The 16551-nt window shown below is 66.7% G+C and carries 12 protein-coding genes and 1 tRNA gene; 10 read left to right on the plus strand and 3 right to left on the minus strand.

Annotation, left to right across the window (positions count from 1 at the left end; genetic code table 11):
- From dnaA to AC0VYP_RS00045, 9 genes are all read left to right on the plus strand, one after another.
- Nucleotides 1-1926, plus strand: coding sequence for a chromosomal replication initiator protein DnaA (gene dnaA / locus AC0VYP_RS00005; protein WP_475471994.1), 1926 nt, complete (start codon nucleotides 1-3; stop codon nucleotides 1924-1926).
- Nucleotides 1927-2687: 761 nt separating this feature from the next.
- Complete coding sequence (gene dnaN, locus AC0VYP_RS00010) at nucleotides 2688-3827, plus strand: DNA polymerase III subunit beta (RefSeq protein ID WP_475471995.1); 1140 nt, start codon at nucleotides 2688-2690, stop codon at nucleotides 3825-3827.
- A 78-nt stretch (nucleotides 3828-3905) separates the two neighbouring features.
- Nucleotides 3906-4820 (plus strand): phosphogluconate dehydrogenase (NAD(+)-dependent, decarboxylating), encoded by a 915-nt coding sequence (gnd, locus tag AC0VYP_RS00015; protein WP_475474363.1) that lies wholly within the window; start codon nucleotides 3906-3908, stop codon nucleotides 4818-4820.
- A 111-nt stretch (nucleotides 4821-4931) separates the two neighbouring features.
- Nucleotides 4932-6068, plus strand: coding sequence for a DNA replication/repair protein RecF (gene recF / locus AC0VYP_RS00020; protein WP_285757970.1), 1137 nt, complete (start codon nucleotides 4932-4934; stop codon nucleotides 6066-6068).
- Entirely contained in the window at nucleotides 6058-6570 is a 513-nt protein-coding gene (locus AC0VYP_RS00025; RefSeq protein WP_475471996.1) for a DciA family protein, read from the plus strand. The genes recF and AC0VYP_RS00025 overlap by 11 nt, the downstream gene beginning before the upstream one ends.
- A gap of 377 nt (nucleotides 6571-6947) precedes the next feature.
- On the plus strand, nucleotides 6948-8882 hold the full coding sequence (gene gyrB / locus AC0VYP_RS00030; protein ID WP_475471997.1) for a DNA topoisomerase (ATP-hydrolyzing) subunit B: 1935 nt from the start codon (nucleotides 6948-6950) through the stop codon (nucleotides 8880-8882).
- 84 nt (nucleotides 8883-8966) lie between these two features.
- Nucleotides 8967-11564, plus strand: coding sequence for a DNA gyrase subunit A (gene gyrA, locus AC0VYP_RS00035; protein WP_475471998.1), 2598 nt, complete (start codon nucleotides 8967-8969; stop codon nucleotides 11562-11564).
- A 244-nt stretch (nucleotides 11565-11808) separates the two neighbouring features.
- A complete protein-coding gene (locus AC0VYP_RS00040; protein WP_285757968.1) occupies nucleotides 11809-12447 on the plus strand; it encodes a DUF3566 domain-containing protein in 639 nt (212 codons plus the stop codon).
- A 173-nt stretch (nucleotides 12448-12620) separates the two neighbouring features.
- A tRNA-Ile gene (locus AC0VYP_RS00045) sits at nucleotides 12621-12694 on the plus strand.
- A 540-nt stretch (nucleotides 12695-13234) separates the two neighbouring features.
- Here the strand turns inward: AC0VYP_RS00045 and AC0VYP_RS00050 are convergent.
- Entirely contained in the window at nucleotides 13235-14512 is a 1278-nt protein-coding gene (locus AC0VYP_RS00050) for a Dyp-type peroxidase (protein ID WP_475471999.1), read from the minus strand.
- Nucleotides 14513-14681: 169 nt separating this feature from the next.
- Nucleotides 14682-15329, minus strand: coding sequence for an SCO family protein (locus tag AC0VYP_RS00055; protein WP_475472000.1), 648 nt, complete (start codon nucleotides 15327-15329; stop codon nucleotides 14682-14684).
- Between the two features lie 234 nt (nucleotides 15330-15563).
- Here AC0VYP_RS00055 and AC0VYP_RS00060 point away from each other — a divergent pair, with 234 nt between their 5' ends.
- Nucleotides 15564-15791, plus strand: coding sequence for a zf-HC2 domain-containing protein (locus AC0VYP_RS00060; RefSeq protein ID WP_285757965.1), 228 nt, complete (start codon nucleotides 15564-15566; stop codon nucleotides 15789-15791).
- A 459-nt stretch (nucleotides 15792-16250) separates the two neighbouring features.
- Here the strand turns inward: AC0VYP_RS00060 and AC0VYP_RS00065 are convergent, their stop codons facing one another.
- Complete coding sequence (locus tag AC0VYP_RS00065) at nucleotides 16251-16400, minus strand: hypothetical protein (protein WP_475472001.1); 150 nt, start codon at nucleotides 16398-16400, stop codon at nucleotides 16251-16253.
- Nucleotides 16401-16551 lie beyond the last annotated feature (151 nt).

Genomic DNA, 16551 nt, shown 5'->3' on the forward strand with positions numbered 1-16551 from the left:
GTGTCTGAGGGACAGGTCAACCTCGCAGTGGTGTGGTCGAGCGTGCTGGACAGCCTCGACAACAACAGCCTGCCTCCCCAGCAGCGGGCATGGCTGCCGCAGACCAGGCCGCTGGGTCTGATCGAGGACACCGCACTGCTGGCTGCCCCCAACGAATTCGCCAAAGAGATTCTGGAGACCCGACTCCGCCAGGCCATCAGTCAGGCGCTCTCCGCGCAGCTGGGCAGGGAGATCCGGGTTGCCGTCACCGTCAACCCGACAGCGGTCCAACCCCCGCCTCCCCCCGGTGCACTGCCGCTGCCCCCGACGCCCTCGACCTACAACTCCGCAGCCTCCGATCAGGCCGGTCGTCCCCGCGAGGAGCAACAGCCGGAGTGGGATTCCCCTGCCGAGCAGCCTTTTCGGGGGTTCGGCCACGACACTGCGCAGGCCGGGGCCTGGCAGCAGCAACCGATGCTGCTGCCCGACGCCCCGTCCCCCGGCCAGACCTCCTCCCCCGCGATGGAACCGCCCCAGGAGCAGTCCGGCCAGGGGTACCAGCAACGCGACCGGGAGTACGTGAACCCTTCTCCCCGCCCCCCTCACGGGCAGGACCTGCTCGCCGACGGCTGGAACGCGGAGCCCCAGAGCCGGGGGCGCTTCGCTCCCTCTTCTCCGAGCCGCGGGGCCGATCCCGGACCGGAGTCCCGCTATCGGAGCTGGGACGACTCTCCCCGTTGGGATTCCCCCAACCGATGGGAGACCGCTTCCTGGGATACTCCCCAGACCGGGGGAGCGCCACGTCCCACCGAACAGCCCGGTCCTCCCGAGCAGGGCGAGAAGGCCGGGCAGGCACCGCCCGGCGGGCCGGAACAGGCGGACGGCGACCAGTCCCCCAAGCCCGTAGGCCCCGGACGGCTGAACCCGAAGTACACCTTCGACACCTTTGTCATCGGTTCGAGCAACCGTTTCGCCCACGCTGCCGCGGTGGCCGTCGCCGAAGCCCCGGCCAAGGCGTACAACCCCCTGTTCATCTATGGGGGCTCCGGTCTGGGCAAGACGCACCTTCTGCACGCGATCGGCCACTACACCCAGCGGCTCTACGACGGCGCCCGGGTGCGCTACGTCAGCTCCGAGGAGTTCACGAACGAGTTCATCAACTCGATCCGGGACGGCAAGGCCGACGGGTTCCGGCGCCGCTACCGCGACATCGACGTGCTCCTGGTGGACGACATCCAGTTCCTGGAGAACAAGGAGCAGACGCAGGAGGAGTTCTTCCACACCTTCAATACCCTGCACAACTCCAACAAACAGATCGTGATCTCCTCGGACCGACCGCCCAAACAGCTGGTCACGCTGGAGGACCGGCTGCGCAACCGCTTCGAATGGGGTCTGATCACCGACGTCCAGCCGCCCGAGCTGGAGACGCGGATCGCCATTCTGCGCAAGAAGGCCGCTCAGGAAGGGTTGGCCGCGCCGCCCGAGGTTCTGGAGTTCATCGCCAGCAAGATCTCCACCAACATCCGGGAGTTGGAGGGGGCCCTGATCAGGGTCACCGCATTCGCCAGTCTGAACCGGCAGTCGGTGGACCTGCACCTGACCGGCATCGTGCTGCGGGACTTGATCCCCAGCGACGAACTGCCGGAGATCACCGCCTCGGCGATCATGGCCCAGACCGCGTCCTATTTCGGCCTGACCGCCGACGACCTGTGCGGAACCTCGCGATCACGGGTCCTGGTCACCGCGCGCCAGATCGCGATGTACCTGTGCCGGGAGCTGACCGAACTCTCCCTTCCCAAGATCGGTCAGCAGTTCGGAGGACGTGACCACACCACGGTCATGCATGCCGACCGCAAGATCCGGTCGCTGATGGCTGAACGACGGTCGATCTACAACCAGGTCACCGAGCTCACCAACCGGATCAAACAGCAGTCGCACAACATCTGACGACGAGCGAAGGGCCTTCCCCCGGGGGAAGGCCCTTCGCTCGTCTCCAGGGAGGAGCCGGCCCGTGCCGGATTTTCCTTTCGGGGCTTTACCACACACATCCCTGTGGATAACCCGTGGACAACCCTGGGGACAACCTGCTGATTCCTGTGGACGGGCTGTGGACTTCCTGTGCGTAACAGAGTTGGACAGCCCATCATCCGATCATCGGAACTGTGGGTAAAGCGGTGGATAACCTGTGGATGGGGTGTGGATTACCTGTGGAGCACCTCTGGGCGTCCACAGGACGCCGAGTTTTCCCCACCCGCCATCCACAAGTCCTGTGGATGAAAATTCGCGGGGTGAGCTGCGAAAACAGTGGTTATCCACATTATCCACAGCCCCTACTACTACTACGCCACCTATAGAGAGTTGATGGCTTCGAAAACAGGCTCGCCCATTTTCTGTGGACAACTTTGCCGGACAGAGGTTCCGCCTTCGAAGGCGCCTGGAACAGACTTGGCAGCGAGGTGCTCAGGGGCATGCCGCTTCGCAGGTCTGGTGGACGCCATCCTGTGGCACCCTTTGTCGCAATCACATCCCGGGGGCAGCGGAGCGCTCCGAATCCAGGTACCGTTGGGTCCCACCCCCTGAAGAAGACTCCCGGACGCCGAGCGCGCGCAGCTCTCGACGGTGCGTGGCACACAGCCGTTCCGGGAAATATCCGGGACCACCGTGTCCAGGGCCGGGGCCAGGGCTTTTCGAGGAAAGAGAGACCGATAGTGAAGTTCCGGGTCGAACGCGACGTGCTCGCGGACGCCGTCGCCTGGACCGCTCGCACGCTGCCGGTCCGGCCGTCGGTCCCCGTTCTGGCGGGGATGCTGCTGGACGCCGGTGAGCACGAGGGGCAGCAGCGGCTGAAGCTGTCCAGCTTCGACTACGAGGTCTCCGCGCAGGTCTCGGTGGAGAGCGATGTTGACGAGCCGGGCAAGACCCTCGTCTCCGGTCGTCTCCTCGCCGAGATCGTGCGCAACCTTCCTCCACAGACTGTGGAGATCAGCACCGAAGGCGCCAAGGTCGTGGTGTCCTGTGGAAGCGCGAAGTTCACCCTCCTGACCCTGCCGGTCGAGGACTACCCCACCCTCCCGGAGATGCCGCAGCTGACCGGTTCCGTGCTCAGCGACGCCTTCGCGGCAGCGGTCAGCCAGGTCGCGGTTGCGGCCGGGCGCGACGACACCCTGCCCATGCTCACCGGCGTGCGGATCGAGATCGAGGGCGAGACCGTGACCCTCGCCTCCACCGACCGCTATCGCCTTGCCGTGCGCGAGCTCACCTGGACCCCGGAGAACCCCGAACTGTCCGCGGTCGCCCTCGTGCCCGCAAAGACGCTCGCCGACACCGCCAAGTCGCTGACCGGTGGTGCCCAGGTCTCCATCGCGCTGTCGGCCACGGGCAAGGGCGAAGGCATGATCGGGTTCGAGGGCGGCGGCCGCCGCACCACCACCCGGCTGCTCGACGGCGACTTCCCCAAGTACCGCGCACTGCTCCCCGAGACCTTCAACTCGGTCGCCGAGGTGCAGAAATCGGAGTTCATCGAGGCGGTCAAGCGCGTTTCCCTGGTCGCCGAGCGCAACACCCCGTTGCGCCTGGCCTTCAGCGAGGGGCGTCTGGTGCTGGAGGCCGGGACCGGTGACGAGGCCCAGGCCGTCGAGGTGCTGGACGCCTCGCTGGAGGGCGACGAAGTCCAGATCGCCTTCAACTCGACCTTCCTGGTCAACGGCCTCAACGCCATCGAGTCCGACATCGCGCGGTTGCAGTTCACCACCTCGACCAAACCCGCGATCATTACGGGCAAGCCAGCCGCCGAGGACGGTGCCTCGGACTACCGTTACCTGATCATGCCCGTTCGGCTGTCGAGCTGACCTGCCCCAGCCGCATCGGCGGGCCCGCCGGCTCGTCCACATATCCACGGCCTGACATCCTTGGCGACGAATAAGGGGATTACGAGCATGCAGATCGGGCTCATCGGCCTCGGCAAGATGGGCGGCAACATGGCCGCCCGGCTCCGCGAGAAGGGGCACGAAGTCGTCGGTTTCGACTTCGACCCCGATGTCCGCGACGTGGCCACGGTCGCCGAACTCGTGGACCGCCTCGCGGCGCCTCGTATCGTGTGGCTGATGGTCCCCGCCGGCGAGGCCACCGGCAACAGCATCAACGAGCTCGGTGAGCTCCTGGAGCCGGGCGACCTCATCATCGAGGGCGGCAACTCCCACTACGTGGACGACCGCAAGCGTGCCGACCAGCTCAAGGAACGCGGCATCAATTACGTGGACGCCGGGGTGAGCGGCGGTGTCTGGGGCCGTCAAAACGGCTACGGAATCATGGTCGGCGGTTCCGCGGAGAACGTCGAGCAGGCAAAACCCATCTTCGACTCCTTGACTCCCGACGGTGGCGGCGGCTACGTGCATGCTGGAGGGGTCGGCGCCGGCCATTTCGTCAAAATGGTCCACAACGGCATCGAGTACGGGATGATGCAGGCCTTCGCCGAAGGCTACGAGCTCATGACGGCCGCCGACATCGTCAACGACGTCCCCGGAACCTTCGACAGCTGGCGTGAGGGCACCGTCGTGCGCTCCTGGCTCCTGGACCTGCTGGTCCGTTCCCTGGACGAGGACCCGCACCTGGACGGACTCCGCGGTTACGCCCAGGACTCAGGGGAAGGCCGCTGGACCGTCCAGGCGGCAGTGGACCATGCCGTCCCCGCCCCGGTCATCACCGCGGCGCTCTTCGCCCGGTTCGCCTCCCGTCAGGAGGACAGCCCGGCGATGAAGGTAGTCGCCGCGCTGCGTAACCAGTTCGGCGGACACGCGGTCACCAAGGCCACCGACGACCCCGCGCAGACCCCGCGGAGCTAGACCCGCATCACGCCGTCCGCCACGTTGACCACGTGGACGGCACAGCTGATTCGCACCCCCCGGACCCGAGGCGCCTGCGCCCGGGTCCGGTCCGCGTATAGGAGCAGCCAGATGTACGTATCCCACCTGCAACTGGCCGACTACCGGTCCTATGAGTCGGCTCATCTGGAGCTCGAACCAGGGATCAGTACCTTTGTCGGCTCCAACGGCCAGGGCAAGACCAACCTGGTCGAGGCGATCGGGTACGTGGCCACACACGGCAGTCACCGCGTCGCCACCGACGCCCCGCTGGTGCGCAAAGGGGCTGAGCGGGCCATCGTGCGCGTTGCCGTCGTCAAGGGCGAGCGTCGCGCCGTCATCGAACTGGAGATCAACCCCGGCAAGGCCAACCGGGCCCGGCTGAACCGTTCAGCGGGGACCCGTCCTCGCGACGTCCTCGGCATCCTGCGCACGGTCTTGTTCGCACCTGAGGACCTCGCGCTGGTCAAGGGCGACCCAGGCGAACGGCGCCGTTTCCTGGACGACCTGCTGATCGCACGCACCCCCCGTTTCGCAGGGGTGCGCTCCGACTACGAACGGGTGCTCAAACAACGCAACGCGCTGCTCAAGTCGGCCTCCGCCCGTTACTTCAAACAGCGGACCGAACCCGACCTGTCCACCCTTGAGGTATGGAACGAGCATCTGGCGACCGCCGGTGCCGAACTACTGGCCGCCCGCCTGGCGTTGGTGGCCGAGCTCCAGCCGCTGGTGGCCAAGGCATACGGCGAGCTCACTTCCGCGGGAGGTCCGCCGAGCCTGCACTACCGGAGTTCCGCCGTCGCAGATGACGCTCCCCTGCCGGCCGGCAGGGGTCAACTCGCGGACGTCCTGCGCGGGGCCCTTGAACAGTCCCGGCAGCAGGAACTCCAGCGTGGGGTCAGCCTCGTCGGCCCGCATCGCGACGATCTCCAGCTCCGGCTGGACGATCTTCCGGCCAAGGGCTACGCCAGCCAGGGGGAGGCATGGTCCTATGCCTTGTCGTTGCGACTGTCGGGGTTCGAGCTCCTGCGCGCGGACGGGGACGATCCGGTACTCATTCTCGACGACGTGTTCGCCGAGCTTGACGCAGAGCGTCGCCGCAAGCTCGCAGAGCATGTTCGCACGGCTGAGCAGGTGCTGGTCAGCGCTGCTGTTCCCGACGACATTCCGGAAGAGTTGATGGGCGCCCGTTTCCTGGTCCGCGCAGGGATGGTCGAACGTGAGCAGTGACACTCCCCGTCCACAGCCTGTGGACGGAGGGGGCGAGGATCCCCCCGCGAACGGTCCCAGCGGTGTCGAACTGGCTCGCCAGGCACTGGCAAAGGCGCGGGCCGAGGCGAAGGAGCGCGGCGGGTCCACCGCTGCCGCTCCACGACGGGTACGACGGCGTTCGCCGGGGGCCCGTGGTGAACCCCAACTCTTCGGGGAGGCGGTGCGTTCCTGGTTGATCGAGCACGGCTGGCAGGAGCAGGTCGCCATCGGCGGCGTCTTCGGCCGGTGGTCGCAGATCGTCGGAGAGCGGCTCGCCCAACACGTGCGCCCCGAGACCTACGCCGAGGGTGAACTCGTCGTCACGGCGGACTCCGCGGCCTGGGCGACCCAGGTTCGCGCACTCACCCCGCAGCTGATGCGCAGACTCAACGAGGAGCTCGGGCACGGCAGCGTGCGCTCCATCAAGGTCCGCGGGCCCAGCAGCGGCCGCAACACCCGAGGTCAGTGGCGGGTTCGGTGACCGTTTCGCGCGTATTGCACGCAGAGTCGGGTGCGGTCTGGATGATCCTGTCGCGTTGATTCTGCGCCGCGAGCACTGAATGGCGCGCGGCGTTGCTTCCAGGGTGGGGCGCGTGGGGAGCCTCACCTCCCCATCTGTTCGTTCGTTGTAGGCCGCCACAGCGCCGCGAATGCCACTTTCCCGTCTCGCGCGCGGTATCATGAATATGGTTCTTCGGACGCCTCCACCGGCAAAGCCCGCACCAAGAGCGGCCTACCGGAAAACGGGGTAGCAGCAGTGCTTTGGGCGGAGGCGCTATGGCGCGTTTGTCCTGGGCCCGCGCCTGCTCGCCGGTTGTCTCGCGGCTGGATGGCGTCCCCAGAGGAGGGTGTTTCCACTTGGCCTACGACGCGCGATCAATCACGATTCTTGAGGGCCTTGAAGCAGTACGCAAACGCCCCGGGATGTACATCGGCTCCACCGGTGAACGGGGTCTGCACCACCTGGTCTACGAGATCGTCAACAACTCCGTGGACGAGGCCCTGGCCGGCCATGCCACTGCGATCGAAGTGACCATGCTGGCCGACGGCGGCGTTCGGGTGGCCGACAACGGGCGCGGTATCCCGGTCAACATGCACCCGGTCGAGAACCGTCCGGCAGTCGAACTGATCCTCACCACGCTGCACGCGGGTGGAAAGTTCGACGGCGAGTCCTACGCGGTCTCCGGCGGCCTGCACGGCGTCGGCGCCTCGGTGGTCAACGCGCTCTCCACGCGAATGGACGTGGAGATCCGGCGCGACGGGTACCTGTGGACCCAGACCTACGAGATGACCAGACCCACGGAGCTGGTGCGGGGCGAGCCCACCGACAAGACCGGTACCCAGATCACCTTCTGGGCCGACGATTCCATCTTTGAAACAACCACCTACAACTTCGAGACGCTCACGCGGCGGCTCCAGGAGATGGCCTTCCTCAACAAGGGGTTGTCCATCACCATCAGCGACGAGCGGCCCGAGTACGTCAACGACTCCCCTGTCGTCCACACCTACCACTACGAGGGCGGCCTCTCCGACTTCGTCCGCCACCTCAACGCCACCAAGGAGCCCGTGCACAGCACGGTCGTCGGGTTCGAGGAGGAGGGCACCGGCATCGCGGTCGAGGTCGCGATGCAGTGGAACCAGTCCTACACCTCTTCGGTGCACACCTTCGCCAACACCATCAACACGGCTGAGGGCGGCACCCACGAAGAGGGCTTCCGGGCGGCGCTGACCTCGATCGTCAACCGCTACGCCCGCGACCAGAAGCTGCTGCGGGAGAAGGACGACAACCTCACCGGTGATGACGTCCGAGAGGGCCTGACCGCGATCATCTCGGTCAAGCTCGCCGATCCCCAGTTCGAGGGGCAGACCAAGACCAAGCTCGGCAACACCGAGGCCAAGTCCTTCGTGCAGCGGGTGTGCAACGAGCACCTGCGCGACTGGTTCGACCGCAATCCCGGCGAGGCCAAGGACATCATCACCAAGGCGAGCCAGGCCGCGCGCGCCCGGGTCGCCGCTCGCCAGGCGCGCGACCTGACCCGGCGGAAGACGCTGCTGGAGTCCACCTCCCTGCCGGGCAAGCTGTCCGACTGCCAGTCGGCCGAGCCGGAGAAGTGCGAGGTCTACATCGTCGAGGGCGACTCGGCGGGCGGCTCGGCCAAGGGTGGCCGCGACCCCGAGTACCAGGCGATCCTCCCGATCCGGGGCAAGATCCTCAACGTCGAGAAGTCGCGGATCGACCGCATCCTCAAGAACAACGAGGTCCAGGCGATCATCACCGCACTGGGCACCGGCGTGCACGAGGACTTCGACGTCGAGAAGCTCCGCTATCACAAGATCATCCTGATGGCCGACGCCGACGTGGACGGGCAGCACATCCGGACCCTGTTGCTGACGTTGCTGTTCCGCTTCATGAAGCCGTTGATCGAGGCCGGATACGTCTACCTCGCCCAGCCTCCGCTGTACAAGATCAAGTGGGACACGCGCGGCAGCGACGCCGACTACGTCTACTCCGACCGCGAGCGTGACGCGATCATCAACGCCGGTATCGCGGCGGGCAAGCGTGACCCGCGACCCCGTGACTTCGTGCAGCGCTTCAAGGGTCTGGGCGAGATGAACGCCGCCGAACTGTGGGACACCACCATGGACCCGGACCGCCGGGTGCTGCTCCAGGTCACCCTCGACGACGCGGCCCAGGCCGACGAGATGTTCAGCGTCCTCATGGGCGAGGACGTCGAGTCGCGCCGCTCCTTCATCCAGCGCAACGCGCGCGACGTTCGTTTCCTGGACGTCTAGCACCAACGGAAGAAGGGGGACGCGCGCCCCACCCCGGGCGCCGCGACAGCCGCGAACGACTGACGAGAAAAGGATCGACATCCAGTGACGGATGGGAACACTACTCCCGAGGGCCCCGCCCTTGAGGAAATCGCGCACCTCGGCGGGCGGGTAGAACCGGTTGACATCCAGGTCGAGATGCAGCGCAGCTACCTCGACTACGCGATGTCGGTCATCGTCGGCCGTGCGCTGCCCGACGCCCGGGACGGGCTCAAGCCCGTTCACCGGCGCATCCTCTACGCCATGTACGACGGCGGCTACCGCCCCGACCGCGGCTACTTCAAATGCGCCCGTGTCGTCGGCGACGTCATGGGCCAGTACCACCCGCACGGCGACGCCTCCATCTACGACGCGCTGGTTCGCCTCGCGCAGCGTTGGTCCCTGCGGATGCCGCTGATCGACGGCAACGGCAACTTCGGCTCTCCGGGCAACGACCCGGCCGCTGCCATGCGCTACACCGAGTGCAAGCTCGAAAACCTGGCGATGGAGATGGTGCGGGACATCGACAAGGAGACAGTCGATTTCTCGCCCAACTACGACGGCAAGACCGCCGAGCCCGACGTGCTGCCCGCCAGGTTCCCCAACCTGTTGGTCAACGGATCCAACGGCATCGCGGTTGGTATGGCCACCAACATCCCGCCGCACAACCTGCGCGAGGTCGCCGCCGGGGTCATCTGGTACCTGGAGAACCCCGAGGCGTCCGACGAGGAACTCCTCGAGGCGCTCATCGAGCGGATCAAGGGCCCGGACTTCCCCACCAACGGCCTTATCGTCGGCCGCCGCGGTATCGAGGAGGCGTACCGTACCGGGCGCGGCTCGATCACTATGCGCGCGGTCGTCGAGGTGGAGGAGGACGCCCGGGGACGTCAGTGCCTGGTTGTCACTGAGCTCCCCTACCAGGTCAACCCGGACAACCTAGCGCTGAAGATCGCCGAGCTGGTCAAGGACGGCAAGATCACCGGCATCGCCGACGTCCGGGACGAGACCAGTGGTCGCACCGGCATCAGGCTGGTCCTCGTGCTCAAGCGCGACGCGGTCGCCAAGGTCGTGCTGAACAACCTCTACAAGCACACCCAGCTTCAGGAGACGTTCGGCGCCAACATGCTGGCCCTGGTCAACGGTGTGCCGCGCACGCTGCGCCTGGACCAGTTCGTGCGCACCTGGGTCGCCCACCAGGTCGAGGTCATCGTCCGGCGCACCCGCTACCTGCTGCGCAAGGCCGAGGAGCGCGCCCACATCCTGCGCGCGCTCCTCAAGGCGATCGATCGTATCGACGAGGTGATCGCGCTCATCCGCGCCAGTGCGTCGGCGGACCAGGCCAAGAGCGGCCTCATGGATCTGCTGGTCATCGACGACGTTCAGGCGCGTGCGATCCTCGACATGCAGCTGCGCAAGCTCGCAGCGCTGGAGCGCCAGCAGCTCACCGCTGAGTACGACGAGCTCATGGCACTCATCTCGGACTACAACGACATCCTCTCCTCGCCGGAGCGTCAGCTCAGCATCGTGCACGAGGAGCTCGCCGAGATCGTCGAGAAGTTCGGCGACGAGCGCCGTACGCACATCATCCCGTTCGAGGGTGACATGCGTATGGAGGACTTCATCGCCGAAGAGGACATCGTCGTCACCATCACCCGTGGCGGCTATGCCAAGCGCACCCGGATCGACAGCTACCGGGCACAGAAGCGCGGTGGCAAGGGAGTGCGCGGTGCGCAGCTCAAGCAGGACGACATCGTCCAGCACTTCTTCGTGACGACCACGCACAACTGGATCCTGTTCTTCACGAACAAGGGCCGGGTGTATCGCACGAAGGCGTACGAGCTGCCGGAACTTGCCCGTGACGCCCGAGGGCAGCATGTGGCCAACCTGGTGCCCTTCCTCCCCGACGAGGAGATCGCCCAGGTCATGGCGCTTCGTGACTACGAGGCCGCTCCGTACCTGGTCCTGGCCACCCGGTCCGGCCTGGTCAAGAAGACCAAGCTGGAGGACTTCGACTCCGCGCGCGCGGCCGGCATCATCGCCATCAACCTGCGCGAGGACGACGAACTCATCGCCGCTCGCCTGGTCTTCTCCACCGATGACCTTCTGCTGATCAGCAGCGACGCCCAAGCCATCCGGTTCCCGGCCTCGGACGAGTCGTTGCGCCCCATGGGGCGGGCGACCAGCGGCGTGATCGGTATGCGGTTCCTGGAGGGTGACTACTTGCTCAGCATGGACGTCATCCGTGAGGGCGAAGGCGCCACCGACGTCTTCGTCGCCACCGACGGTGGCTATGCCAAGCGCACGCCGGCTGACCAGTACCCGGCGCAGAAGCGCGGCGGCAAGGGTGTTTTGACCGCTAAGGTCGTCGAGGCGCGCGGCAAGCTCGTGGGCGCGTTGATGGTCAACCCGGAGGAAGACGAGATTCTCGCCATCACCTCCAGTGGCGGTGTCATCCGGACCAACTGCGCCGAGATCAAGCGTTCGGGCCGCGCCACCATGGGTGTGCGGTTGATGAACCTCAGCAAGGGCAACCATGTGGTCGCCATCGCTCGTAACGCGGAGGGCATGGAAGAAGAGGTCGAGGAGGTCGCTGCGGCCGCCGAGACCCAGGCTGACAATGCCGAAGGTATCTCCGCAATCGCAAGCGAAGGCGACGCCGAGTAAGTTCTGCCTGTCTCAGCCCCTGCCGGTTCTCGTGAGGTTTCACGTGAAACCGGCAGGGGCAGTCAGTCGCCAGCTCCGAGAAGAGCCCGTTCCTCCCCGCTCGCGCGCTGCGCTGGCTGCTACCCGCCCAGCTCAATAGAGTTGGTTCTCGTCATAAGCGACATTCGTCCTGTGGAGTTCGGTTCTCCTCCCCCGGCTCTCCCGGATTCCACCCGCAACAGGAAAGTCCACCGGTACCGTGGCTATGTCTGACAACGCGCAACGGCAGTCCGCCGAACTGGAGTCGGCTGAAGCCGAGAAGGAACAGGTCGTCGAGCAGGAGAAGAGCAAGGACGTGGCCGAAGAGCCCACTTCCACGGCTCTCACCACTGACGACGAGGCCGAGTCGCCGTCACCGGACTCGGACGCCGCCTCCACCGCCGCGCAGGAGGAAGGGACCATGGAACCATCGACCCAGCAGCGGCCGTCCGGCCCGCAGACTCCCACCGGGAAGCCTGCGAAGTCGGTTCGCAAGGCACACCTGTCACTGAGCCGGGTCGAGCCGTGGTCGGTGATGAAGTTCAGCTTCGTCATCTCCCTGGTCTGCTTCATCATCCTGTTCGTGGCGATCGCGGTCATCTACACGATCATGTCCACACTCGGTGTCTTCGACGCCGTCACCGAGTTGATCAATGCACTCACCAGCGGGGCGGACGACGCGGACGCGCTTCCCCTCAACCCGGAGAGCTGGTTCTCCCCCACTCGGGTGCTGGGTTACACCGGCCTGGTCGGCGCGCTGAACATCATCTTGATCACCGCACTGTCCACCGTCGGAGCGATGCTCTACAACCTCTCCGCCGACCTCGTGGGCGGGATCGACGTGACCCTCAGCGAGTCCGAGTAACCTGATGGCCCCTCGGTCCCCCGCGCCGTCGGCGCGGGGGACCGAGGACGTCCTGAGTACGGGTAAACTCGATGCTCGGAGGGCGACCTGGATCAGGTGTCCTTCGCACTGTCCACCAGGGTTTTGTCGGTTCGCCGCACTCTCCCTGATGCGATAGAGTTCCACACGAACGAGGGCGTATAGCTCAGTCGGTTAGAGCGCGTCCCTGATAAGGACGAGGCCCCAGGTTCAAGTCCTGGTACGCCCACCCAGTTCGAAGGCCACTTCCCTTTTCGGGAGGTGGCCTTTTTCGTGTCCGGTCCCAACGCATACGGTGTGCAGCCGGTCGAGGGGCCCAGAGACTCCGCGAAGCGCTCGGCGCTCCGGTGAAGGAGAAGGGAGCGCAGCTCCCCGGCGCTGTCGTGGAGTTCCGGAGGGCGCCTCCCCCGCGGCCTCGAACCCCTGACCGGCCCCTGCGGCCCCCACGGCGATCGCGAGGAAAGCCAGCATGGCTCGTCGCCCCCGGTTGCCTCGATACGGTCGGCCGCACGGTAGGGACGCAGAAGGGTGTTTCTGCGCGACGGGCGGTCCATCCGCGATCGGGTCGTCCTTCGCACGAGTCGGTTCCCCGACATGTCAACACGTCGCCCGGCGGACTGCGGGGCCGCCAGAGTCAACAGTGCATACCGCTGGTCAACCGTAGGCGGCAGACACACAGTGCTTGAACGGCCAGCCGCTCCCGGTTGTGTCAACTTCCCGACACGCAGCCTTGTCGCCAACCGGTTGTCAACGGGCTGCGCCGCCCGGCTCATTCCTCGATGAGCTCTTGGGCCAGGTACCGGCCCTCCCCTGCGGCGGGGGGCACCGCGAACAGTGCGCTCCCCTCGTGTCGGACGAACCGGTTGAGAGCGTCGCCTTTCTCGTCCAGCGTGCGTTGGACCGGGGTGAACCCGGTCGCCGGATCACTCTGCCAGGCGAGGAACAGCAACCCCGACTCGCGGGAGCCGTCGGGCCGCCATCCTTCGTCGTAGCTATAGCCGCGCCGGAACATCCGAGCGCCGAGATTGTTCTGCGGACTCGACAGTCGTACATGTGCGTTCGCGGCGATGACCGGTTCCCCCGAAGCGTCCCGAGCCGACAGCGGAACCGTGTCGGTAACAAGATCCTTGCCCAGAGGTGCTCCGGTGGAGAGCCTGCGGCCGATCACGCGTTCACGTCCGGCGACGTCGGTCTCCGCCCACTCCGCCAACAACATGCGGATACGACGCACCACCAGGTAGCTTCCGCCCGACATCCAGACGTGCCCGGGCGTCTGATCCGAACGCGCAACCACTGTTCGCTCGAACAGGGCGTGGTCGCGTGGCGGATTGGCCGTGCCGTCGATCTGCCCCATCAGGTTGCGCGGTGTCCCAGCCGGGTCCTCGGCCGCCGCCGCGGTGCGCTGGAAACCGCGAACCGACCAGCGGACTCTGGCCGTCGAAGCCGTCGCGTCCACCAGTTCGTTGACGGCCGCCGCCACGACCAACGGATCCTCCGCCCCCACCTGGAGGAGCAGGTCGCCGTCGGACCACTCCGCGCGCAGCACATCGGTGCCGAAAGCCGGAAGGTCGGCGAAGGCGGCCGGACGCCGGCCACCCGCACCGATCACGTCCAGCAGGGACGCGCCCAGCCCCACGGTGACCATGAGTGAACTGGGGCGCAGGCCGGCTGCGACCGGCCCGCTCGGCCCCTGCTCGTGGAGCCGGGCGGCCATGTCGGTCCAGGCCCGCAGGATGCCGGCCGCGGCGGCCCTGGCCTGCCCGCCACCCGCACGGAGACCAGGAACCAGGTCCAGGGCGATGACGTGGATGAAGGCGGGTGCGGCACCCGCGATACCCGGCTGCAGGGACGCGTGGGTCTCGCCCCGGGCGTCGGCCGGGTGCAGTCGTGCGGCGTCGCGACTTCCGGTGCGTTCGGGGACCAGGGGACGGAGTATCTCCGCCGCGCCCATGCCGATGCCGACGCCGCTCAGTCCGGCGGCACCCATCCCCGTGAGGAATCCGCGCCGGGAAGACGTCCCCCCTGGCGTCTGTTCGTTCTTCGCCATCAGCGGGCTCAGTTTCCTGAACAGGGGGTGCCGTCGTCGGGTGCGGAGCTCCCGGCCCCGGCGAGGACGGGGACCACGAGGCCGAGTGCCGTGCCGAGGGCGATGGTCGGTGCAACGGTGGGAAGGGGGAGGCTGAATCCGGCGGCGGGATGTACGGCGGGGCGGGCCATCATAGCCACTCGTCGATCAGTCGGGGCAGGGTGCCGCTCATCTGCGCACCACTGGTGCCCTCGTCGAAGAAGCCGACGGCGTCACCACCGGGCCGCAGAACAGCTACGCGCCCGCCATGGGTGACCAGGTAGTCTCCGCCCTCTGTGGCGGGGGCCTCGACCGGGATACCGTAGGCGAGGGCTGCCGCCACCACATCGTTGACCGGTCCCCGCACCCCGTCGAACCCCGGGTCGAAACCGCGCAGCCACGTGCCCAGCTGCTCGTCGGTGTCGCGTTCGGGGTCGGTGCTGACCATGACCACGTCCACCTGGTCGGCCTTCCCGCCGATACGGGTGAGCGCGTCGGAGATGTCGGCCATCGTCGTGGGGCACACATCCGGACAGCTGGTGTATCCGAAGTACAGCAGGGTGATCCTGTCCTCGGTTGCCCCGGTGAACGACCAAGGGGCGCCTTCGGTGGTGGTGAATTCGTACTCCGGTGCCGCCATCGGTGAGCCCGGCACCGCGAGGTAGGGGGCCTCACCGGCTTCGGTCCCTTGGTCGGTGGGGGTGCATCCGCTCAGCAGTACACCGGCTGCCATGGCGCCGGCGGTGAACAGGCCGGGGCCCTTGGGCCAGCGACGGGGGTCCGTCACCGGTTCGGTCATCGTGGTCCTCCCTCGTGTGCCGTGCTCTCGGGGAACTAGTCGGTGCGGGCGCCCGCGTAGTTCCCGGGCAGGGAGGCCAATTTCGGCCCGTGCGGGAGGCACACGATTTTTCTCGCCGCAGGAAGCCGCCTCGCGATTCATGACCTGCATGCCGGCCGGGTCGGGCGTTTCACAGCAGGACGCGCCAGGGGCCCGGTTCGCGGAAACCGTACCGATATCGGCGATGATGGAGGAGTGAGTTGTCTCGACTGCCGCACCGCGCTGTCCGCCGAACTCGACGGAGAAGAACCGGGTCATTCGCCCCACGCGGTCCGCGTGCACCTGCACACCTGTGAGCACTGCGGTACCTGGCTGTCCGCGGCGCGCGGGTTGCAGCGTCTCGTCGGTGAGCTGATGGGCGCCCGCTACCAGGACGGTGAGAACCGTATGCCGGACCGGATCGGCCAAGGGGCACGTGGTTAGTGACCCGCTGTTCCTCTGAAACGGCCGTGCCGCGCGGGCCGGGGCGCATCTTTGGGCAGCCCGGCCCGCGCGGATAGGAGGGGTTCCCCGCTGTCCCGTATCTGTGGCGGCGCGGGCCCGGACCGAGTGGCACACCGTGGTGTCCTGGCAGCACTGCTGTGGCGCGTGGTCGATTTTTAGATCGCTTTGTTGACAAATCGGCAAGTGGTTCGATCGCTATATGGCGATCTATAGCTTTTTTGAGTACAGATCGATGGATCGATATAACTTTTCGTCTATCGAGACGATCGCTTGGTCGGCGCGGCGATTGCAGACCGCCGTTCGTTCGGCTGTCGGACGCGGATGCCTCCCGTTGACGGTCGCCTTCTCGAAGGAGAACGCGGGCCGAGGGTTCTGCCCGCAGGCCCTGCCCCGGCAGGCGTGATGTCAACAGGTCGTTTCATCACCGGATCGCACCGATCAGTCAACCTGATGACCTGTCAACACATGGCTTCCTCGACCCACGCCCTTCGTCAACCGGACCATCAAGGCGATCAGGTCGTAATGGGAGGAGGAGTCGAGGCCGCCGGTCAGTTCGAGGACGACCTCGACCCCACTCGCGGCCCACATGATCGACCGCTCCCCGGCTTCCCCGTGTCTGCTCGGTCCGGCTCACCCAACTCCGAACAGAGGAGTCCTGCTCGCCTGGCGGAGGCCCCGGTTCCCGGTGCCAGCCGCGGGGGCTGTCGTCCTTCCCGCCGGGGAAGTGCGGTGCGGCTGC

The sequence above is a fragment of the Nocardiopsis sp. iso_186 genome, assembly GCF_056173365.1.